This is a genomic window from Pseudomonas sp. FW507-12TSA (assembly GCF_058781435.1).
On record NZ_JBYSWT010000002.1, the window covers coordinates 80,640 to 99,006 of the forward strand.

Sequence of the window (18,367 nt, forward strand, 5' to 3'; positions counted from 1 at the left end):
ACAGGTCCGTTGCCAACGTCCTTTGCATTACAGAATGCATATGTAGGAGCTTTCCATGTTCACCTCGCGTCGTTTGATTGTTGTCGCTACTGCTGTGGCCTTGTTATCCGGCTGCGCTTCGCCTAACCCCTATGACAACCAGGGGCAGGCCGACGGCGGTTCGTCGGGCATGAGCAAAACTGCGAAATATGGTGGCCTGGGTGCCTTGGCCGGCGCCTTGGCCGGTGCCGCGATCAGCCACAACAACCGTGGCAAGGGCGCGCTGATCGGCGCCGCGGTAGTCGGTGCATCCGCCGCCGGTTATGGCTACTACGCCGACCAGCAGGAGAAGAAGCTGCGCGCCAGCATGGCCAATACCGGGGTCGAGGTGCAGCGCCAGGGGGACCAGATCAAGCTGATCATGCCGGGCAATATCACCTTCGCCACCGACTCGGCGAACATCGCCCCAAGCTTCTATCAGCCGCTGAACAACCTGGCCAACTCCCTGCGCGAGTTCAACCAGAACCAGATCGAGATCGTCGGCTACACCGATAGCACCGGCAGCCGCCAGCACAACATGGACCTGTCCCAGCGTCGTGCGCAAAGCGTGGCCACCTACCTGACTTCCCAGGGTGTGAGTGGCGCCAACCTGTCTTCGCGCGGTGCCGGCCCGGACAATCCGATCGCCAGCAACGCCGACGTCAACGGGCGGGCCCAGAACCGTCGGGTAGAGGTCAACCTCAAGGCAATCCCTGGCCAGCAGTACCAGCAGCCAACCCAGCAGCCCTACCAGCAGCAGGGTTACTGATCGAACCGGCTTGAGCCGCAGGCATAAAAAAGCCCGCCCGATGAAGATCGGGCGGGCTTTTTGTTGGCTGGCTGTAGCCGCTTACTTCTTCAGGCCATATTGCTCGTCGAGCATGCCCGGGGCGTTCGGCGTCTTTGGCGCGTAGTCCCGTGGTGGTTCCTGGTCCCGTGGTGGGGTCAGGCGTTCACGTGGCGCCTGCACCGACTCGGAGTGCAGGGCGGCCAGCAGGCGCTGGCGGGTCAGTTCGTCCAGGGCCAGGCGATTGGCGCCTTCGGCCAGGTGATCCTGTACTTCCTGATAGCTCTGGGTGAGTTTTTTCACCAGGGTGGCGGTGCTGTTGAAGTGCGTCACCACTTCGTTCTGGTAATTGTCGAAACGCTCCTGGATATCGTCCAACTGACGCTGCGTGCGGTTAGGCGCGGCGTTGGGCAGCAGGCGCGCGACCAGGAATCCAATGGCGACACCCGCGACCAGGGCAAGAGTCGGCAACAACCAAACTAAGAGCGAGTGTTCCACGAGTCCTTCCTCTATAAACGGCTTTGCTTTACGTTAACGGCTCGAACCTGCGCTGTATACCGCGATTCACTCGCAATAGATTGGCACAGACCATTTGCTAGACGAGTCGACCCCCTTCGAGGTCACGGAGTTCCTTCCTTGCTTATGCGTGAAACCCCTGTAGTGATTGCCGGCCCCGTGGGCCAACTGGAAGCCCTGTATCTGGAGGTGCCCGACGCCCGCGGCGTGGCCCTGATCTGCCACCCGAACCCGGTACAGGGCGGCACCATGCTCAACAAGGTGGTCTCCACCTTGCAGCGCACGGCACGGGATGCCGGGCTGATCACCCTGCGCTTCAACTACCGTGGCGTCGGGGCCAGCGAAGGCAGTCACGACATGGGCACGGGTGAAGTCGACGATGCCGAGGCGGCGGCCCACTGGCTGCGGGCCAAGCATCCACAGCTGCCACTGACGCTGCTGGGCTTCTCCTTCGGCGGCTTCGTCGCGGCGAGCCTCGGTGGACGCCTCGAGGCCCAGGATATACGGCTCAAGCACCTGTTCATGGTGGCCGCAGCGGTGACTCGCCTGCGCGATACCGATACCTTGCCCCACGATTGCCCGCTGACCCTGATCCAGCCGGAGACCGACGAGGTCATCGATCCGCAGGCGGTCTATGACTGGTCCGCGGCCCTGGTTCGTCCCCATGAGCTGCTGAAAGTGGCAGAATGTGGGCACTTTTTTCATGGCAAGCTCACCGATCTGAAGGATCTGGTGCTGCCGCGACTTTCGAATTGATTGCAGTCTGATAAGCGATTACCCATGACTACTCGTACGCGCATCCTCACCGGCATCACCACCACCGGCACGCCGCACCTGGGCAACTATGCCGGGGCGATCCGCCCGGCGATCCTCGCCAGCCGCGATAGCAATGCCGATTCCTTCTATTTCCTGGCCGACTATCACGCCCTGATCAAGTGCGATGATCCGTTGCGCATCCAGCGTTCGCGCCTGGAGATCGCCGCCACCTGGCTGGCCGGTGGCCTGGATGTGGAGCGCGTGACCTTCTATCGCCAGTCCGACATCCCGGAAATCCCGCAACTGACCTGGCTCTTGACCTGTGTCGCCGCCAAGGGCCTGCTCAATCGTGCCCACGCCTACAAGGCCTCGGTGGACAAGAACGTCGAGGCCGGTGAAGACCCGGATGCCGGCGTCACCATGGGTCTGTACAGCTATCCGGTGCTGATGGCCGCCGACATCCTGATGTTCAACGCGCACAAGGTGCCGGTGGGCCGCGACCAGATCCAGCACGTGGAGATGGCCCGGGATATCGGCCAGCGTTTCAACCACCTGTTCGGCCAGGGCAAGGAGTTCTTCGCCATGCCCGAAGCGCTGATCGAGGAAAGCGTCGCCACCTTGCCGGGCCTGGACGGTCGCAAGATGTCCAAGAGCTACGACAACACCATCCCGCTGTTCACCAGCGCCAAGGACATGAAGGATGCGATCTCGCGGATCGTCACCGACTCCAAGGCACCGGGCGAGGCCAAGGATCCGGACAACTCCCACTTGTTCACCCTGTTCCAGGCGTTCTCCACTGCCGAGCAGGCCGCCGAGTTCCGTAGCGAACTGCTGCAGGGCCTGGGCTGGGGCGAGGCCAAGAGCCGCCTGTTCCAGTTGCTGGACGGCGAGTTGGGCGAGGCCCGCGAGCGCTATCACCAATTGATCGCCCGCCCGGCGGATCTGGAGGACATCCTCCTGGCTGGCGCGGCCAAGGCCCGTAGCGTGGCGACGCCATTCCTGGCCGAGTTGCGCGAAGCGGTAGGCCTGCGCTCCTTCGAAAACCAGGTCCAGGTGGCGGCCACCACCAAGAAGAAGGCGGTCAAGGCTGCACGTGTCGTGAGCTTCCGCGAGGACGATGGCAGCTTCCGCTTCCGTTTGTTGTCCGCCGATGGCGAGCAACTGCTGCTGTCGCGCAACTTTGCCGACGGCAAGGCTGCCGGTGCGGCGAGCAAGCAGTTGCAATCGGGCCAGGAGTTGGACCTGCGTGCCGAGGCCAACAGCTTCAGTATCTGGCTGGACGGCGCCAGCGTGGCTGACAGCCCGGTCTTTGCCGACGCTGCTGCCCGTGATGCAGCCATCGAAGAAGTACGGATCGCCTTGGCCCCGGCCCAGGATTGAGCGGAATCTTCCCGACCAAGGGCTGATTGCCATTCCCCAGGGCCGTCGCTAAAGTGACGGCCCGTTTTTGTTGCCTTGCTAACGAATTATGACGCCCCTAGAACGATACCAAGCAGATCTGAAACGCCCGGATTTCTTTCATGACGCTGCACAGGAAACCGCTGTGCGTCATCTGCAGCGCCTGTATGACGATCTGATCGCGGCCGAGCACAACAAGCCGGGTCTGCTCGGCAAGCTCTTTGGCAAGAAAGACCAGGCGCCGGTCAAGGGCCTGTATTTCTGGGGTGGCGTGGGGCGCGGCAAGACCTACCTGGTCGACACTTTCTTCGAAGCCTTGCCCTTCAAGGAAAAGGTTCGTACGCACTTCCACCGATTCATGAAGCGCGTCCACGAGGAAATGAAGACCCTGGGTGGCGAGAAGAACCCGCTGACCATCATCGCCAAGCGTTTCTCCCAGGAGGCGCGGGTGATCTGTTTCGATGAGTTCTTCGTATCCGATATCACTGACGCGATGATTCTCGGCACCCTGATGGAGGAGCTGTTCAAGAACGGCGTGACCCTGGTGGCCACTTCCAACATCGTGCCCGACGGCCTGTACAAGGATGGCTTGCAGCGTGCCCGCTTCCTGCCGGCCATTGCCCTGATCAAGCAGAACACCGAAATCGTCAACGTCGACAGTGGTGTCGATTATCGCCTGCGTCACCTGGAGCAGGCCGAGCTGTTCCATTATCCATTGGACGAAGTGGCCCACGAGAGCTTGCGCAAGAGCTTCCGGGCGCTGACGCCTGAGTGCACCCAGGCCGTGGAAAACGATGTGCTGATCATCGAGAACCGCGAGATCCGTGCGTTGCGCACCTGTGACGATGTGGCCTGGTTCGACTTCCGCGAGTTGTGCGACGGCCCACGCAGCCAGAACGATTACATCGAGCTGGGCAAGATCTTCCACGCGGTGCTGCTCAGCGGCGTGGAGCAGATGGGGGTTGCCACCGATGACATCGCCCGGCGTTTCATCAACATGGTCGACGAGTTCTACGACCGTAACGTCAAGCTGATCATCTCCGCCGAGGTGGAGCTCAAGGATCTCTATACCGGTGGCCGGCTGACGTTCGAGTTCCAGCGGACCCTCAGCCGCTTGCTGGAGATGCAGTCCCACGAGTTCCTGTCGCGGGCGCACAAGCCGTAAATCCCGACTCAATGAAGAAGGGCCTGCAATGCTGGCCCTTTTTTCATGCCGCCAGTTGCTGGAACTGCTGGCGGTACTGGTTGGGGGAAAGCTCGGTGTGCTGGCGAAACAGTCGGGCGAAGAAGCTGGCGTCGTCATAGCCGACTTCGTAGCTGATGGTCTTGATGCTCTTGCGTGTGCCTGACAGCAGGCCTTTTGCGGTTTCGATCCGCAGGCGCTGCAGGTAGTGCAGGGGCTTGTCGCCGGTGGCGGTCTGGAAGCGCCGCATGAAGTTGCGGATGCTCATGCCATGCTCGCGGGCGACGTCCTCGAAGCGGAACTTGTCGGCGAAGTGTTCTTCGAGCCAATGCTGGATCTGCAGGATGATCACGTCCTGATGCAGCTTCTGGCCGCCAAAACCCATGCGTCCCGGAGCGTAGCTGCGCTGGACCTCATAGAGAATGTCCCGGGCTACGGCCTGGGCCACGCTGGCGCCACAGAAGCGCTCGATGAGGTAGATGTAGAGGTCGCAGGCCGAGGTGGTGCCGCTGGCGCAGTAGAGGTTGTCGGCGTCGGTCAGGTGCTTGTCCTGGTTGAGCTGGACCTTGGGGAAGCGCTCGCTGAAGGTGTTGAAGAAGCGCCAGTAGGTGGTGGCCTCCTTGCCATCGAGCAACCCGGCCTCGGCCAGCCAGAAGACCCCGGTAGCCTCGCCGCATAGCACGGCGCCACGGGCGTGCTGGGCGCATAACCAGGGCAATATCTGGGGATAACGCTGGCACAGGGTGTCGAAGTCGTCCCAGAAGGCCGGGAGGATGATTACGTCGGCATCTCCCAGTGGGCCATCCACTGGCATGATCACATCGCTGAAGCTGCGCACCGGCTGGCCGTCAGGGCTGACCAGGCGGGTCTCGAAGGCTGGTGTCAGGCCATGGCCCAGTTGTTTGCCGTAGCGCAGGCTGGCCAGGTGGAAGAAGTCCTTGGCTTGCATGAGGGTGGAAGCGAAAACCCGGTCGATAGCCAGGATGCTGACGCGCCGCAAGGGCGTGGAAGTTTGGTTAGACATAATTCGATTGTTCTTATAGGGGAAAGTGGTCACCAGACGGCTGGATCGTCTTATTTTTTGTCGGATGTGTCCAGTGTCCCGTGCCGGTGGCTGGGCTTAGGCTCTGGCAGCCAGACCCGATAAATGACAACCACAGGTGGCTGCATGATCCCCAGAACCTTGTTCAGTTCCGAGCACGAACTCTTCCGTGACAGCGTGCGTACCTTCCTTGAAAAAGAAGCGGTGCCTTTCCATGGCGAATGGGAAAAGCAGGGCTACATCGACCGCAAGTTGTGGAGCAAGGCCGGGGAGGCGGGGATGCTGTGCTCGCACATCCCCGAGGAGTACGGCGGTCTGGGGGCGGACTTCCTGTATAGCACGGTGGTGATCGAGGAGGTCAGCCGCCTGGGCTTGAGCGGCATTGGCTTCTCCCTGCACTCGGATATCGTCGCGCCTTACCTCCTGCATTACGGCAGTGAGGCGCTGAAGCAGAAATACCTGCCACGGATGGTCTCGGGCGAGCTGGTCACGGCGATCGCCATGACCGAGCCCGGAACCGGGTCCGACTTGCAGGGCGTGAAGACCACGGCAGTGCTCGACGGCGATGAGTATGTGCTCAACGGTTCCAAGACCTTCATTACCAACGGTTACTTGGCGGAGTTGGTGATCGTGGTGGCCAAGACCGATCCCAAGGCTGGGGCCAAGGGCACCAGCCTGTTCCTGGTTGAAGCCGATTCGCCAGGCTTCACCAAGGGCAAGCGCCTGGAAAAGGTCGGTATGAAGGCCCAGGACACCTCGGAACTGTTCTTCCAGGATGTTCGAGTGCCCAAGGAGAACCTCCTGGGCCAGGCCGGGATGGGTTTCGTCTACCTGATGCAGGAGCTGCCCCAGGAGCGCCTGAGCGTGGCCATCGGTGGCCTGGCCAGTGCCGAGGCGGCGTTGAAATGGACCCTGGACTACACCCGCGAGCGCAAGGCCTTCGGCAAGGCGATCGCCGACTTCCAGAACAGCCGGTTCAAGCTGGCGGAGATGGCCACGCAAATCCAGATTGGCCGGGTGTTCGTCGATCGCTGCCTGGAGCTGCACCTGAAGGGCAAGCTCGACGTACCGACGGCGGCCATGGCCAAGTACTGGGGAACCGACCTGCAGTGCAAGGTCCTGGATGAGTGCGTGCAGCTGCATGGCGGCTACGGTTTCATGTGGGAGTACCCGATTGCCCGGGCGTGGGCCGACTCCCGGGTGCAGCGGATCTACGCCGGGACCAACGAGATCATGAAGGAAATCATCGCCCGTTCTCTATAAGGCGGGTGGAGCGCTTGCCGGCGAACGGGGCGGTTACCTGTTGGCCGGCAAGCGGAACGGCGGGCTGCTTATGGGGCAGGGTTGGGCTGGTCCTTGTGGATGGCCTCGATCCCGGCCAGGACTTCTTCCGACAACTTCAGCCCGGCGCTGGCGATGTTGCTGTCCAGTTGCTCCAGGGTGGTGGCGCCGATGATGTTGCTGGTCACGAAGGGTTGTTGGGTCACGAAAGCCAGGGCCATTTGCGCCGGGTCCAGGCCGTGTTCGCGAGCCAGCGCCACGTAGCGGCTGCAAGCGGCTTCCGACTGCGGATTGAAGTAACGGCTGAAGCGGCTGTAGAGGCTCAGGCGGGCCTTGGCGGGGCGGGCGCCATCTTCGTACTTGCCGGACAGGAAGCCGAAGGCCAGGGGTGAGTAGGCCAGCAAGCCGCATTGTTCACGGATGGCGATTTCCGCCAGGCCCACTTCAAAGCTGCGGTTGAGCAGGTTATAGGGGTTCTGGATCGACACCGCCCGTGGCCAGCCACGGCTCTCGGCCAGGGCCAGGAACTTCATGGTGCCCCACGGAGTTTCGTTGGACAGGCCGATATGGCGGATCTTCCCGGCCCTGACCTGTTCGTCCAGGGCTTCGAGGGTTTCCTCCAGCGGGGTGAAGTCTTCGTCTGCCTTGTGCTTGTAGCCGAGCTGCCCGAAGAAGTTGGTGCCGCGTTCCGGCCAGTGCAACTGGTAGAGGTCGATCCAGTCGGTTTGCAGGCGCTTGAGGCTGGCATCCACGGCTTCGACTATGTGCTTGCGGTTGTGCTTGAGCTGCTTGTCGCGGATGTAGTCGATGGTGTTGCCCGGGCCGGCGATCTTGCTGGCCAGGATCCAGTCGGCACGGTCCCCGCGCTGCTTGAACCAATTGCCGATGTAGCGCTCGGTGGTGGCGTAGGTCTCGGCCTTGGGTGGCACCGGATACATCTCGGCAGTATCGATGAAGTTGATCCCGGCCTGCTTGGCCCGCTCGATCTGGGCGAAGGCCTCGGCCTCGGTGTTCTGTTCGCCCCAGGTCATGGTGCCCAGGCAGATGGCACTCACTTTCAGATCGGTCCGGCCCAGTTGGCGGTAGTCCATGGGTACTTCCTCGGTAAAACAATCATAAAAGCAGGTTGAATTTTTTTTCGCAATCTGGATAATTCTGCAGCTCTTTCTGCGGTGGAAGTGATGCCCCGCCTGCCGAAGATTCTTGCCGCATGCCAGACGCGCTGACCCGAGCCCCCGAAAGCGTCTGTATTCGGCTGCCTTTGACCTTGTCAAAGTAAGCACTATTCAGTAAGATCCGCCGTCTATTTTGCTGGGCGGCCCCTGAGGCTATAAAGAATGAAAACTTTTACTGCTAAACCGGAAACAGTAAAGCGCGATTGGTTCGTCATCGACGCCGCTGGCCAGACCCTGGGTCGTCTGGCTACCGAAATCGCGAGCCGTCTGCGTGGCAAGCACAAGCCTGAGTACACTCCTCACGTTGACACCGGCGACTACATCGTCGTGATCAATGCCGAGCAGGTACGTGTTACTGGTGCTAAAACCACTGACAAAATGTACTACTCCCACTCCGGTTTCCCGGGCGGCATCAAGTCGATCAACTTCGAGAAGCTGATCGCTAAAGCCCCTGAGCGCGTGATCGAGACCGCGGTAAAAGGCATGCTGCCTAAGAACCCGCTGGGTCGCGACATGTACCGTAAGCTGAAAGTATATGCGGGCGCTGCTCACCCTCATACTGCTCAGCAGCCCCAAGAACTGAAGATTTAACGGAATAGTTCATTATGTCGGCGACTCAAAATTACGGCACTGGCCGTCGCAAGACTGCAACCGCACGCGTATTCCTGCGTCCGGGCACTGGCAATATCTCCATCAACAACCGTTCCCTGGATAGCTTCTTCGGTCGCGAAACTGCCCGCATGGTAGTTCGTCAGCCGCTGGAACTGACCGAGACCGTTGAGAAGTTCGATATCTACGTTACCGTTATCGGCGGTGGTGTAAGTGGCCAGGCTGGCGCAATCCGCCACGGTATCACTCGCGCCTTGATGGATTACGACGAGACTCTGCGCAGCGCCCTGCGTAAAGCCGGCTACGTAACCCGTGACGCACGTGAAGTTGAGCGTAAGAAAGTGGGTCTGCGTAAAGCGCGTAAGCGTCCGCAATACTCCAAGCGTTAATTCGCAACTGCGTTCAAAAAAACGCCCAGCCTCCTTTGGAGCTGGGCGTTTTTTATTGCTCAAAATTTGCCGTGTGACAACTTGCCACATCCGTGGAGGCCCTATACTACAAGGCCTGGCGCAGAGTCCGCCTGGTAATTACCTTGTCAGAATTGGGGGTTTTCATTACCATTCGGCAAAATTTTTATAAGTTCAGATTTTTACTTAGTAGATGCCTGATTTAACAGGCCACAAAGCTGATGGGAGAGGACTGAATGAGCAATGACGGCGTGAATGCAGGCCGGCGTCGCTTCTTGGTGGCAGCCACATCCGTGGTGGGTGCTGCTGGAGCGGTGGGGGCTGCGGTCCCGTTCGTGGGGTCATGGTTTCCCAGTGCCAAGGCGAAAGCCGCAGGTGCACCGGTGAAGGTGAATATCAGCAAGATCGACCCAGGTCAGCAGATGGTTGCTGAGTGGCGTGGTCAACCGGTATTCATCGTCCGCCGTACAGAGGAAATCCTGGGGAATCTTAAAAAGATCGAGGGCCAGCTGTCTGACCCTGACTCCAAGAACTCGGTACAACCAACCTACGTCGACCCCGAAGTGCGTTCGATCAAGCCAGAGATTCTTCTGTTGATCGGTATCTGCACCCACTTGGGTTGTTCTCCTACCTTCCGTCCTGAAGTGGCGCCTGCGGATCTGGGCAAGGACTGGGTAGGTGGCTATTTCTGCCCTTGCCACGGCTCCCACTACGATCTGGCTGGTCGTGTCTACAAGTCGCAGCCCGCGCCATTGAACCTGCCAGTACCCCCGCATTCCTATGAGTCGGATGACATCATCGTCATTGGCGTCGACACGGAGAAAGCGTGATGAGCAAGTTCATGGATTGGGTAGATGCGCGCTTCCCCGCCACCAAGATGTGGGAAGACCATCTGAGCAAGTATTACGCTCCGAAGAACTTCAACTTCTTCTATTTCTTTGGTTCCCTGGCACTGCTGGTTCTGGTCAACCAGATCGTTACCGGTGTCTGGCTGACCATGAGCTATACCCCTTCGGCAGAAGAAGCCTTCGCTTCCGTCGAATACATCATGCGCGACGTCGAGTACGGCGCGATCTTGCGTCTGCTGCACTCCACAGGCGCTTCGGCGTTCTTCATCGTGGTCTACCTGCATATGTTCCGTGGCCTGCTCTACGGTTCCTACCAGAAGCCTCGTGAGTTGGTGTGGCTGTTCGGCATGCTGATCTACCTGGCGCTGATGGCAGAGGCCTTCATGGGGTACCTGCTGCCGTGGGGGCAGATGTCCTATTGGGGCGCCCAGGTGATCATCTCGCTGTTCGGCGCCATCCCGGTCATCGGCGACGACCTGACCCAGTGGATCCGCGGTGACTACCTGATCTCCGGCATTACCCTCAACCGCTTCTTCGCCCTGCACGTCGTGGCCCTGCCTATCGTGATCCTGGGGCTTGTGGTGCTGCACATCCTGGCACTGCACGAAGTGGGTTCGAACAACCCGGATGGCGTCGATATCAAGAAGCACAAGGATGAAAACGGCGTACCGCTCGACGGCATCGCATTCCATCCGTACTACACCGTGAAAGATATCGTCGGCGTAGTGGTATTCCTGTTCATCTTCTGCTCGATCGTGTTCTTCTTCCCGGAAATGGGTGGTTATTTCCTCGAGAAGCCGAACTTCGAGCAGGCCAACCCGTTCAAGACGCCTGAGCATATTGCCCCGGTTTGGTACTTCACTCCGTTCTACGCAATCCTGCGTGCGGTGCCGGACAAGCTCATGGGCGTTATCGCCATGGGTGCTGCGATTGCCGTGCTGTTCGTGCTGCCATGGCTTGACCGCAGCCCGGTCAAGTCCATGCGCTACAAAGGCTGGCTGAGCAAGATCTGGCTGCTGGTGTTCTGCATCTCGTTCGTGATCCTGGGCGTGCTGGGCGTACTGGCGCCGACTCCGGGTCGTACGTTGCTGTCGCAGGTATGTACCTTCCTGTACTTCGCCTACTTCATTTTGATGCCGTTCTACACCAGGCTCGAGAAGACCAAACCGGTTCCGGAAAGGGTGACTGGCTGATGAAAAAGCTATTTGCTGTACTGATTCTTGCTGCTATGCCTGTATTGTCTTTCGCAGCCGAGCACGGTGGTCCTGAGTTGGAAAAGGTCGATATCGACCTGGCCGACAAGGCTGCAATGCAGGACGGTGCGCGTACCTTTGCCAACTATTGCATGGGCTGCCACAGCGCCAAGTTCCAGCGGTACGAGCGGGTTGCCGATGACCTTGGCATCCCTCATGACCTGATGATGAGCAAGCTGGTCTTCACCGGTGCGAAGATCGGTGACCACATGAACATCGGGATGCAGCCAGCCGACGCCAAGACCTGGTTCGGTGCTGCTCCGCCAGACCTGACCCTGGTGGCTCGTGTTCGTGGTACCGATTGGCTGTATGGCTACCTGAAGTCCTTCTACGAAGACCCAACACGCCCCTGGGGTGTGAACAACAAGGTATTCCCCAACGTGGGCATGCCTAACGTTCTAGTCGGACTTCAGGGTCGTCAGGTGATCGGTTGCAAGCAGGTGCAGATTGTCGAAGACGGCAAGAAGCAGTTCGACCCGCTGACCGGCACTCCGCTGACCCACGAGGCTTGCGATCAGTTGACCGTCAAGGAAAACACCGGGACCCTCAACGAGGCGCAATTCGATGAGAAGGTCAAGAACCTGGTGACTTTCCTGGCCTACTCGGCCAACCCGGTCAAGCTGCAGCACCAGCGTATCGGTACCTACGTGCTGTTGTACCTGGCCTTCTTCTTCGTATTCGCCTATTTGCTCAAGCGCGAATACTGGAAAGATGTGCATTGATAGCGTTTTAAGCATCAGTTGTTGAACGTGCGCGCCCAAGGGCGTCTCTGAAGCTGTAACAACCCTGTATCATTCGGGGGTTACCAGAGGCGCCCTCAGGGCGCGTTCGTTTTTTCTGCTTTCGATAATTTCAACACGCGAGGAGGATCGCCATGGGCGTGACCAATCGGTTGGCCTGTTACTCCGACCCCGCCGACCACTATTCCCATCGGGTGCGCATTGTACTTGCGGAGAAAGGTGTCAGCGCCGAGATCATCAGTGTGGAGGCGGGCCGTCAGCCGCCGAAGCTGATCGAAGTGAATCCCTACGGGAGCTTGCCTACGCTGGTCGATCGTGATCTTGCGCTGTGGGAGTCGAGCGTAGTGATGGAATACCTGGATGAGCGTTATCCACATCCACCATTGCTGCCGGTCTATCCTGTAGCTCGAGCCAACAGTCGCTTGCTGATGCATCGGATCCAGCGTGACTGGTGCGGGCACGTGGATCTGATACTCGATTCGCGGACCAAGGAAGCGGTGCGTGCGCAGGCGCGCAAGGAGCTGCGAGAAAGCCTGACCGGTGTTTCACCGCTGTTCGCCGACAAGCCGTTCTTCCTCAGCGAGGAACAAAGCCTGGTGGATTGCTGCCTACTGCCCATACTCTGGAGGTTGCCGGTCCTGGGTATTGAACTGCCGCGGCAAGCCAAGCCGTTGCTCGATTATATGGAGCGCCAATTTGCGCGTGAGGCTTTCCAGGCAAGTCTGTCTGGTGTCGAACGCGACATGCGCTAAGGCTTAAGGAGCCGTTATGAACTCCAGTCGACCTTATCTGGTCCGCGCGCTCTATGAGTGGATTGTGGACAATGATTGCACCCCGCATTTGCTGGTCAACTCCGATTATCCAGCGGTGCAGGTGCCTCAGGGGTTTGCCAGTGATGGACAGATCGTCCTGAATATTTCTCCCAGTGCCGTGCGTCATCTGCATATGGATAACGACGCAGTCACCTTTGAAGGGCGCTTTGGTGGCGTGCCTCATAGCTTGTTTGTGCCGGTTGGCGCGATTCTGGGAATCTATGCTCGGGAGAATGGCCAAGGCATGGTTTTCGACCTGGAGTCTCCTCTGGATGACGAGGAGGATGTCGAGCCGGATGACGATATGCCGCCGCCAGACAGTGAGCCGCCGCGCCCAAGTGGCAGGCCAAGCTTGAAGGTGGTCAAGTAATAAAAAAGGCGATCCGAGGGGATCGCCTTTTTTGTGCCTGTGGGCAGGCTTAGTCGATGTACTCGAACAGCTTGACGATTTTCTGTACGCCCGAGACGCCCTGCACGAGGTTCGTTGCCTGGGCCGCTTCCTGTTTGGTCAGCAATCCCAGCATGTAGACGATGCCGTTCTCGGTCACCACCTTGATACGTGAGGCTGGGACGTTGGCATCGGCGAGCATCTGGGTCTTGATCTTGGTGGTCAGCCAGCTGTCGTTCTGTCGGGCCAGGAACCCGGAAGGAGGCAGTACTTGCAGCTCGTTGTGCACCTTCTTGACGCGCTGTACTTCGCTGGCGGCTTGTTCGGCCGTTGCCTTGAGGTCCGGGCGCGGGGTCTGGCCGGCCAGCAGCACTACGCCGTTGAAGCTGGTAACCACGATGTGCGAGTTGTTTTCCAGGTCCGGGTTGGCCTTGGCGACGTTCACGGCGACCTTGGTTTCGATCAGGGAGTCGTCGATCTTGCTGCCGAAGGTGCGGGTGCCGCGGTCGTCGTCGATGGGTTTGTCGCGGGTGGCGGTAATCACCGAGCTGCAGCCAGTGAGGCTCAGGCACAGGGTCAGGGCCAGGAGGCCGAGGCGATTAGGGGTCATTCTTCACTCCCGAACAATTGGCTGTCGATCAGGTCGCAGAGGCAGTGGATCGCCAGCAGGTGGACTTCTTGGATGCGTGCGGTAACGGTGGCCGGTACACGAATCTCCACGTCTTCAGGCAGTAGCAGGGAGGCCATGCCACCGCCGTCGCGACCGGTCAATGCTACGACAATCATTTCGCGATCATGTGCGGCCTGGATCGCCTGGATGATGTTCGCCGAGTTGCCGCTGGTGGAGATGGCCAGCAGAACGTCGCCAGGTTGGCCCAAGGCGCGGATCTGCTTGGAGAAGACTTCGTTGTAGCTGTAGTCGTTGGCGATCGAGGTGATGGTCGAGCTGTCGGTGGTCAGTGCTATGGCAGGCAGGCTGGGCCGCTCACGCTCGAAACGATTGAGCAGCTCCGAGGAGAAGTGCTGGGCGTCGCCGGCTGAGCCGCCATTGCCACAGGCAAGCATCTTTCCTTCGTTGAGCAGGGCGTTGACCATGACCTGGCTGGCTTGCTCGATGTGCGGTGCAAGTACGTCCATCGCCTGTTGCTTGGTGTTGATGCTGGCCTGGAAAAGCTGGCGAATTCGGGATTGCATGTCCATCTGTGTGACCTTAAGTAGCTGGGCTTGGTGGCACGTGAATGTGCAGCCCGCAGTGCAAAGAGCAAAGAAATTGGGTGGAAGTGGCGCGGCCTGCAGGCGTCTTTCAGCCGTCAAAGGCGTTGCGTAGCCAGTTCAACTGGGCCTGGGGGCCCGGGGTGCCGTCAATGGCGACCACGTCGAAGCGACAGGGGTGGTTGGACCAACGTGATTCGCTTTGCAGAAAGAACTGCGCGGCAAGGATCAGTTTTTGGCGTTTGCGCCCATCGATACTGCCCAGAGCGCCACCCCATTGTGTGTGTTGTCTGTAGCGGACTTCGACGAATACTACTGTATCGCCGTCAAGCATGACCAGATCAAGCTCGCCGCGCTTGCACAGCCAGTTCTGCGCCACCAGGCGCAGGCCCTGCTGTTGGAGATGCCGAAGCGCAAGGCTTTCGGCATCTCTTCCGCTTTGCTGGCGTGATCCGGGGTGCATCAGCGCGGAGTATCGGGCAGGCGAGTGACCTGGCCGCTGACGAACTTGGCCCATGGCAGTTGGCGCTCGATCCGCTGGCCGGCGGCCATGCCCAGGCTGCCGGACTCACCGTCGATGCGGGTATCAGGCAAGGCCTTGAGCTGGCCCAGGCGCGGGGCCAGGTGGTAGGCGTCGACACCCATGGCGTACAGGCGGCCAAGGCTGCCGCCGGCCTGCGGCCATTGGGCGGTGACCTGGCGCCGCATTGTGCCGTTTGCGTCCAGCAGCCATGGCGTCTCGCAGAACATGATGCCGTTCATGTCGTTGTACTGGTTCTGGTCGCCACTGGCGCTGAAGACGTTGGAGATGGCGTAGACAGGAACGTCACCGGCGTACTGGAAATTCAAGGTCGGCTTGATCTGCTGGGCCTGTTGCGGAGTGGATGCGAGGAAAATGAACTCGATATCCTGGCGACGCGACGGCTGGGCAGCCACCTGGCTGCCAACGGTGCTCTGCAGGCTCTTGGCGCGAGCTTCGCTTTGGCGCAACTGAAACAGGTTGGCAATTTGCTGGGCCAGGGCTACAGGTTGATCGATTCGCTCGATGGCCAGTACGCTGCCGCCGTTGCTTTCCCAGTCCTGGCGGAAAGCCTTGAATACACGATCGCCCCATTCGCTCTTGGGTACCAGTGCCGCGGCGCGATGCAGGCCGTCGGCGCGGGCACGCCGAGAAGCTTCGCGAGCTTCATCTTCGGCGGCAAGGCCGAATTGGAACAGCTGTGCGGGAGCTTGTTCGCCTTCGCTGTAGTTCAGGGCCAGAGTGGTGATGGGCAGTTGTGGGCTGGCGGCCAGTTGCTTGACTAGTGGTTTTTCCAGGGGGCCGACCACCAGTTGTACGCCGTCGGCTTGGGCCTTGCGATAGAACTCATCCAGGGACTTCAGGCGCGAGCTGTCATAGAACTCGATGCTGGGTGGTTTTTGTCCGGCTTGTTGTGCCTGGTAGTGGGCGGCCATGAAACCTTCGCGCAGGGCCTTGGAAACTGCTGCCAGCGGGCCTTCCTGCGGTAGCAGCAGGGCGATTTTCGAAACGGGCTGGCTGGCCAGTTCCTTGAGCTTGACCAATGGTTGTGGTAATTGAACCGCTGCTGGGTGTTTCGGATTCTGGGCGCGCCAGTTGTCGATGGCAGCTTGCTGCTGTTCCAGGGTGCCTGCGGTCTTGATTGCCAGGGCCAGGCTCAGCCAGCCGCTCAGGTCGTCGTTTCCGGCAGGTTGCAGTTGGTCGGTAGGCAGGGCGGCGATCAGGGACCAGATGGCTTCGTGGTTCTTAGCCGCAGCGTCATCCTTGAGCAGGGGGGCCAGGGTAATCCGCTCCTTGGCTGCCGCCAGGGTCTGGCCATCGGCCTCCAGGGCGCGGGCGTGGACGCTCAGGGTGCGTACCTGCTGGGCGGCGGGAAGCTCGCCAAGGTGTTGCAGGCTCGGATGGCCCAGGGCCGTCAACGCAGCCTTGGGCTGGTTGCGCGTCATGGCCAGTTCCGCCGCCAGGGTACTGGCGAAAATCTGCTGGGCAGGCTTGAGCTGGTCCAGTTGGACTTGCTGCAGGATCTGTCCGGCGCGTCCGGCATTGCCTTGGCGGTAGGCCAGGTCGGCGGCGCTCAGGCGTAATAGGGCGGCTTTGTCGGGGTTTTTGCTGGTGGCGGCCTCTTCGAGCAGTTGCTCGATGCTGGCATCCGGTGTCCGTGGGAGTTCGCCAAGGCTGGAGGAGGGCGAGCTGGCGCAAGCCACCAGAAGGGTAGCCAGGCAGAGGGCGATAAACAGCCGCAGGCAAGCGATCATGTAAGTGTTCCTGATACTCGATCAAATGAACGTTGAATTGTACCCAAGCACTGGCCGGGGCGCGATGTTACTGGCGATAAACCATCTATTTAGCGAATGCAGATGTTGCTGTGTCAGGTGCACTTGAGTGAACACGATACGCATTGATCAGCTGCCAGTGCGTACAATGGCGCTTTTGCTGATCGCGAGGTGTGCGCTTTGACTGCTCCAGGTTCCATGAATTCCGTTGCCGGCTCGCTTTATGTAGTGGCGACGCCTATCGGCAACCTGGACGATATAAGTGCCCGGGCCTTGAAGTTGTTGCGCGAGGTGTCCCTGATTGCCGCTGAGGATACCCGGCACTCCCAGCGCCTGATGCAGCACTTTGGCATTTCTACCCCCTTGGCTGCTTGTCACGAGCACAATGAGCGTGATGAGGGTAGTCGTTTCATTACTCGTCTACTGGCGGGTGATGATGTCGCGCTTATTTCCGATGCCGGCACGCCGCTGATCTCCGACCCCGGCTATCACCTGGTGCGCCAAGCCCGGGCCGCGGGAATCAATGTCGTCCCGGTGCCGGGGGCGTGTGCGCTGATAGCGGCGCTGTCCGCCGCAGGACTGCCCTCGGATCGTTTCATCTTCGAGGGTTTCCTGCCGGCCAAGGCCAGTGGGCGCCGAGCGCGCCTGGAGCAGGTCCGTGAAGAGCCGCGTACGCTGATTTTCTATGAGGCCCCCCATCGCATTCTCGAATGCCTGCAGGATATGGAGGCGGTGTTCGGTGGTGATCGCCCGGCGTTGCTGGCTCGCGAGCTGACCAAGGCTTTCGAGACCCTCAAGGGGTTGCCGTTGGTCGAATTGCGTCAGTTCGTCGAATCCGATTCCAACCAGCAGCGTGGGGAGTGTGTGGTTTTGGTGGCGGGATGGACTGCTCCGCAGGGTGGTGAGGCCATCAGCAGCGAGACGATGCGAATTCTCGACCTGTTGCTCAAGGAGATGCCGCTCAAAAGAGCGGCGGCACTGGCTGCAGAGATCACTGGCGAGCGCAAGAACGTGTTGTATCAGCTCGCCCTGGAAAAACAGAAAGAGCAATAAATAGCGGAGCAGGGTGGCCAAAGGCTTTTATCGCTTGTCCTGAGACCGCTCTGCCGTTAACCTGCGCGGCGGAGAGTCGATTGGACAGTCGCTGCCCTCTATGAAAATTAGAGGGGGGAGGAAAGTCCGGGCTCCATAGGGCGGAGTGCCAGGTAATGCCTGGGGGGCGTGAGCCTACGGAAAGTGCCACAGAAAATAACCGCCTAAGCACTTCGGTGCCGGTAAGGGTGAAAAGGTGCGGTAAGAGCGCACCGCACGTCTGGTAACAGTTCGTGGCTAGGTAAACCCCACTCGGAGCAAGACCAAATAGGGTTCCAAGGCGTGGCCCGCGCTGGAACCGGGTAGGTTGCTAAAGATGTCCAGTGATGGCCATCGTAGAGGAATGACTGTCCTCGACAGAACCCGGCTTACAGATCGACTCTCCACCCCCTTCCTTCCCTGCTTGATTCAATAGCAGAAGCGTTTTTGTAATACCGAAAAAATCTTACTCTTAATAAATTACTTTAACTTCGCGACGCAGCTTTCTGAGCGGTATGAAGTTGATGTCGTGAAATGTCTCTCGAATTCTCGTTACCCCTCCGTTAAGCCTCCTAAATC

Annotated in this window: 20 protein-coding genes and 1 other RNA gene; 14 read left to right on the plus strand and 7 right to left on the minus strand. The window is 59.8% G+C overall.

The annotated features are described in order from the left end of the window. Window positions 1-55: 55 nt before the first annotated feature. Window positions 56-787, plus strand: coding sequence for a YiaD family glycine zipper/OmpA-like lipoprotein (locus AC3WK8_RS02460; RefSeq protein ID WP_103324053.1), 732 nt, complete (start codon window positions 56-58; stop codon window positions 785-787). Between the two features lie 81 nt (window positions 788-868). Here the strand turns inward: AC3WK8_RS02460 and AC3WK8_RS02465 are convergent, their stop codons facing one another. After that, window positions 869-1,303 (minus strand): Z-ring associated ZapG family protein, encoded by a 435-nt coding sequence (locus AC3WK8_RS02465; protein WP_011063336.1) that lies wholly within the window; start codon window positions 1,301-1,303, stop codon window positions 869-871. A gap of 144 nt (window positions 1,304-1,447) precedes the next feature. On the opposite strand from AC3WK8_RS02465, the gene AC3WK8_RS02470 reads away from it, so the two are divergent. From AC3WK8_RS02470 to zapE, 3 genes are all read left to right on the plus strand, one after another. After that, window positions 1,448-2,077 (plus strand): alpha/beta hydrolase, encoded by a 630-nt coding sequence (locus AC3WK8_RS02470; protein WP_103324052.1) that lies wholly within the window; start codon window positions 1,448-1,450, stop codon window positions 2,075-2,077. A gap of 24 nt (window positions 2,078-2,101) precedes the next feature. Next, a complete protein-coding gene (locus AC3WK8_RS02475) occupies window positions 2,102-3,457 on the plus strand; it encodes a tryptophan--tRNA ligase (RefSeq protein ID WP_053131940.1) in 1,356 nt (451 codons plus the stop codon). Window positions 3,458-3,545: 88 nt separating this feature from the next. Next, window positions 3,546-4,640 carry a cell division protein ZapE gene (gene zapE / locus AC3WK8_RS02480; RefSeq protein WP_031320484.1) on the plus strand — a complete coding sequence of 365 codons (1,095 nt, stop codon included), beginning with the start codon at window positions 3,546-3,548 and terminating at the stop codon, window positions 4,638-4,640. Window positions 4,641-4,683: 43 nt separating this feature from the next. Here zapE and AC3WK8_RS02485 read toward each other — a convergent pair whose 3' ends face one another. Continuing rightward, on the minus strand, window positions 4,684-5,583 hold the full coding sequence (locus AC3WK8_RS02485; protein ID WP_172681639.1) for a GlxA family transcriptional regulator: 900 nt from the start codon (window positions 5,581-5,583) through the stop codon (window positions 4,684-4,686). 243 nt (window positions 5,584-5,826) lie between these two features. On the opposite strand from AC3WK8_RS02485, the gene AC3WK8_RS02490 reads away from it, so the two are divergent. Beyond that, on the plus strand, window positions 5,827-6,963 hold the full coding sequence (locus tag AC3WK8_RS02490; protein WP_031320481.1) for an acyl-CoA dehydrogenase family protein: 1,137 nt from the start codon (window positions 5,827-5,829) through the stop codon (window positions 6,961-6,963). A gap of 68 nt (window positions 6,964-7,031) precedes the next feature. Here AC3WK8_RS02490 and AC3WK8_RS02495 read toward each other — a convergent pair whose 3' ends face one another. Next, window positions 7,032-8,072, minus strand: a complete 1,041-nt coding sequence (locus tag AC3WK8_RS02495; RefSeq protein WP_103324051.1) for an NADP(H)-dependent aldo-keto reductase — start codon at window positions 8,070-8,072, stop codon at window positions 7,032-7,034. A 246-nt stretch (window positions 8,073-8,318) separates the two neighbouring features. On the opposite strand from AC3WK8_RS02495, the gene rplM reads away from it, so the two are divergent. From rplM to AC3WK8_RS02530, 7 genes are all read left to right on the plus strand, one after another. Next, window positions 8,319-8,747 carry a 50S ribosomal protein L13 gene (rplM, locus tag AC3WK8_RS02500; protein WP_022640822.1) on the plus strand — a complete coding sequence of 143 codons (429 nt, stop codon included), beginning with the start codon at window positions 8,319-8,321 and terminating at the stop codon, window positions 8,745-8,747. A gap of 14 nt (window positions 8,748-8,761) precedes the next feature. Beyond that, window positions 8,762-9,154: a 30S ribosomal protein S9 gene (gene rpsI / locus AC3WK8_RS02505; RefSeq protein ID WP_022640821.1), complete on the plus strand. Its 393-nt coding sequence runs from the start codon at window positions 8,762-8,764 to the stop codon at window positions 9,152-9,154. A 254-nt stretch (window positions 9,155-9,408) separates the two neighbouring features. After that, window positions 9,409-10,002, plus strand: a complete 594-nt coding sequence (petA, locus tag AC3WK8_RS02510; protein ID WP_031320479.1) for a ubiquinol-cytochrome c reductase iron-sulfur subunit — start codon at window positions 9,409-9,411, stop codon at window positions 10,000-10,002. Next, window positions 10,002-11,213: a cytochrome b gene (locus tag AC3WK8_RS02515; protein ID WP_053131929.1), complete on the plus strand. Its 1,212-nt coding sequence runs from the start codon at window positions 10,002-10,004 to the stop codon at window positions 11,211-11,213. Before petA ends, AC3WK8_RS02515 begins: the two co-directional genes overlap by 1 nt. Then, the gene (locus tag AC3WK8_RS02520; protein ID WP_085594846.1) at window positions 11,213-11,995 is read left to right on the plus strand and encodes a cytochrome c1; all 783 of its coding nucleotides are present in this window, start codon (window positions 11,213-11,215) and stop codon (window positions 11,993-11,995) included. The genes AC3WK8_RS02515 and AC3WK8_RS02520 overlap by 1 nt, the downstream gene beginning before the upstream one ends. Before the next feature lie 152 nt (window positions 11,996-12,147). After that, window positions 12,148-12,765 carry a glutathione S-transferase N-terminal domain-containing protein gene (locus tag AC3WK8_RS02525; protein WP_085594848.1) on the plus strand — a complete coding sequence of 206 codons (618 nt, stop codon included), beginning with the start codon at window positions 12,148-12,150 and terminating at the stop codon, window positions 12,763-12,765. Window positions 12,766-12,781: 16 nt separating this feature from the next. After that, on the plus strand, window positions 12,782-13,195 hold the full coding sequence (locus tag AC3WK8_RS02530) for a ClpXP protease specificity-enhancing factor (RefSeq protein ID WP_022640817.1): 414 nt from the start codon (window positions 12,782-12,784) through the stop codon (window positions 13,193-13,195). A gap of 49 nt (window positions 13,196-13,244) precedes the next feature. On the opposite strand, the gene AC3WK8_RS02535 is transcribed toward AC3WK8_RS02530, so the two are convergent. The 4 genes from AC3WK8_RS02535 to AC3WK8_RS02550 all read right to left on the minus strand — a co-directional run bounded on the left by AC3WK8_RS02535 (window position 13,245) and on the right by AC3WK8_RS02550 (window position 16,699). Further along, complete coding sequence (locus AC3WK8_RS02535) at window positions 13,245-13,823, minus strand: BON domain-containing protein (protein ID WP_022640816.1); 579 nt, start codon at window positions 13,821-13,823, stop codon at window positions 13,245-13,247. Further along, window positions 13,820-14,413: a phosphoheptose isomerase gene (locus AC3WK8_RS02540; protein WP_085594850.1), complete on the minus strand. Its 594-nt coding sequence runs from the start codon at window positions 14,411-14,413 to the stop codon at window positions 13,820-13,822. The genes AC3WK8_RS02535 and AC3WK8_RS02540 overlap by 4 nt, the downstream gene beginning before the upstream one ends. Window positions 14,414-14,516: 103 nt before the next feature. Beyond that, complete coding sequence (locus AC3WK8_RS02545) at window positions 14,517-14,888, minus strand: YraN family protein (protein ID WP_085066002.1); 372 nt, start codon at window positions 14,886-14,888, stop codon at window positions 14,517-14,519. Continuing rightward, window positions 14,888-16,699 (minus strand): penicillin-binding protein activator, encoded by a 1,812-nt coding sequence (locus tag AC3WK8_RS02550; protein WP_103324050.1) that lies wholly within the window; start codon window positions 16,697-16,699, stop codon window positions 14,888-14,890. Before AC3WK8_RS02550 ends, AC3WK8_RS02545 begins: the two co-directional genes overlap by 1 nt. Before the next feature lie 216 nt (window positions 16,700-16,915). On the opposite strand from AC3WK8_RS02550, the gene rsmI reads away from it, so the two are divergent. Both rsmI and rnpB read left to right on the plus strand, forming a co-directional pair. Next, on the plus strand, window positions 16,916-17,770 hold the full coding sequence (rsmI, locus tag AC3WK8_RS02555) for a 16S rRNA (cytidine(1402)-2'-O)-methyltransferase (RefSeq protein WP_178087983.1): 855 nt from the start codon (window positions 16,916-16,918) through the stop codon (window positions 17,768-17,770). Between the two features lie 72 nt (window positions 17,771-17,842). After that, an RNA gene (gene rnpB, locus AC3WK8_RS02560) (RNase P RNA component class A) lies at window positions 17,843-18,196 on the plus strand. The last annotated feature ends 171 nt before the right edge of the window (window positions 18,197-18,367 follow it).

Coding starts and splice junctions, on each gene's coding strand:
- AC3WK8_RS02460 (WP_103324053.1), top strand. CDS start 56: ATGTTCACCTCGCGTCGTTTGATTGTTGTCGCTACTGCTGTGGCCTTG.
- AC3WK8_RS02470 (WP_103324052.1), top strand. CDS start 1,448: ATGCGTGAAACCCCTGTAGTGATTGCCGGCCCCGTGGGCCAACTGGAA.
- AC3WK8_RS02475 (WP_053131940.1), top strand. CDS start 2,102: ATGACTACTCGTACGCGCATCCTCACCGGCATCACCACCACCGGCACG.
- zapE (WP_031320484.1), top strand. CDS start 3,546: ATGACGCCCCTAGAACGATACCAAGCAGATCTGAAACGCCCGGATTTC.
- AC3WK8_RS02490 (WP_031320481.1), top strand. CDS start 5,827: ATGATCCCCAGAACCTTGTTCAGTTCCGAGCACGAACTCTTCCGTGAC.
- AC3WK8_RS02495 (WP_103324051.1), bottom strand. CDS start 8,072: ATGGACTACCGCCAACTGGGCCGGACCGATCTGAAAGTGAGTGCCATC.
- rplM (WP_022640822.1), top strand. CDS start 8,319: ATGAAAACTTTTACTGCTAAACCGGAAACAGTAAAGCGCGATTGGTTC.
- rpsI (WP_022640821.1), top strand. CDS start 8,762: ATGTCGGCGACTCAAAATTACGGCACTGGCCGTCGCAAGACTGCAACC.
- petA (WP_031320479.1), top strand. CDS start 9,409: ATGAGCAATGACGGCGTGAATGCAGGCCGGCGTCGCTTCTTGGTGGCA.
- AC3WK8_RS02515 (WP_053131929.1), top strand. CDS start 10,002: ATGAGCAAGTTCATGGATTGGGTAGATGCGCGCTTCCCCGCCACCAAG.
- AC3WK8_RS02520 (WP_085594846.1), top strand. CDS start 11,213: ATGAAAAAGCTATTTGCTGTACTGATTCTTGCTGCTATGCCTGTATTG.
- AC3WK8_RS02525 (WP_085594848.1), top strand. CDS start 12,148: ATGGGCGTGACCAATCGGTTGGCCTGTTACTCCGACCCCGCCGACCAC.
- AC3WK8_RS02530 (WP_022640817.1), top strand. CDS start 12,782: ATGAACTCCAGTCGACCTTATCTGGTCCGCGCGCTCTATGAGTGGATT.
- AC3WK8_RS02535 (WP_022640816.1), bottom strand. CDS start 13,823: ATGACCCCTAATCGCCTCGGCCTCCTGGCCCTGACCCTGTGCCTGAGC.
- AC3WK8_RS02540 (WP_085594850.1), bottom strand. CDS start 14,413: ATGGACATGCAATCCCGAATTCGCCAGCTTTTCCAGGCCAGCATCAAC.
- AC3WK8_RS02545 (WP_085066002.1), bottom strand. CDS start 14,888: ATGCACCCCGGATCACGCCAGCAAAGCGGAAGAGATGCCGAAAGCCTT.
- AC3WK8_RS02550 (WP_103324050.1), bottom strand. CDS start 16,699: ATGATCGCTTGCCTGCGGCTGTTTATCGCCCTCTGCCTGGCTACCCTT.
- rsmI (WP_178087983.1), top strand. CDS start 16,916: ATGAATTCCGTTGCCGGCTCGCTTTATGTAGTGGCGACGCCTATCGGC.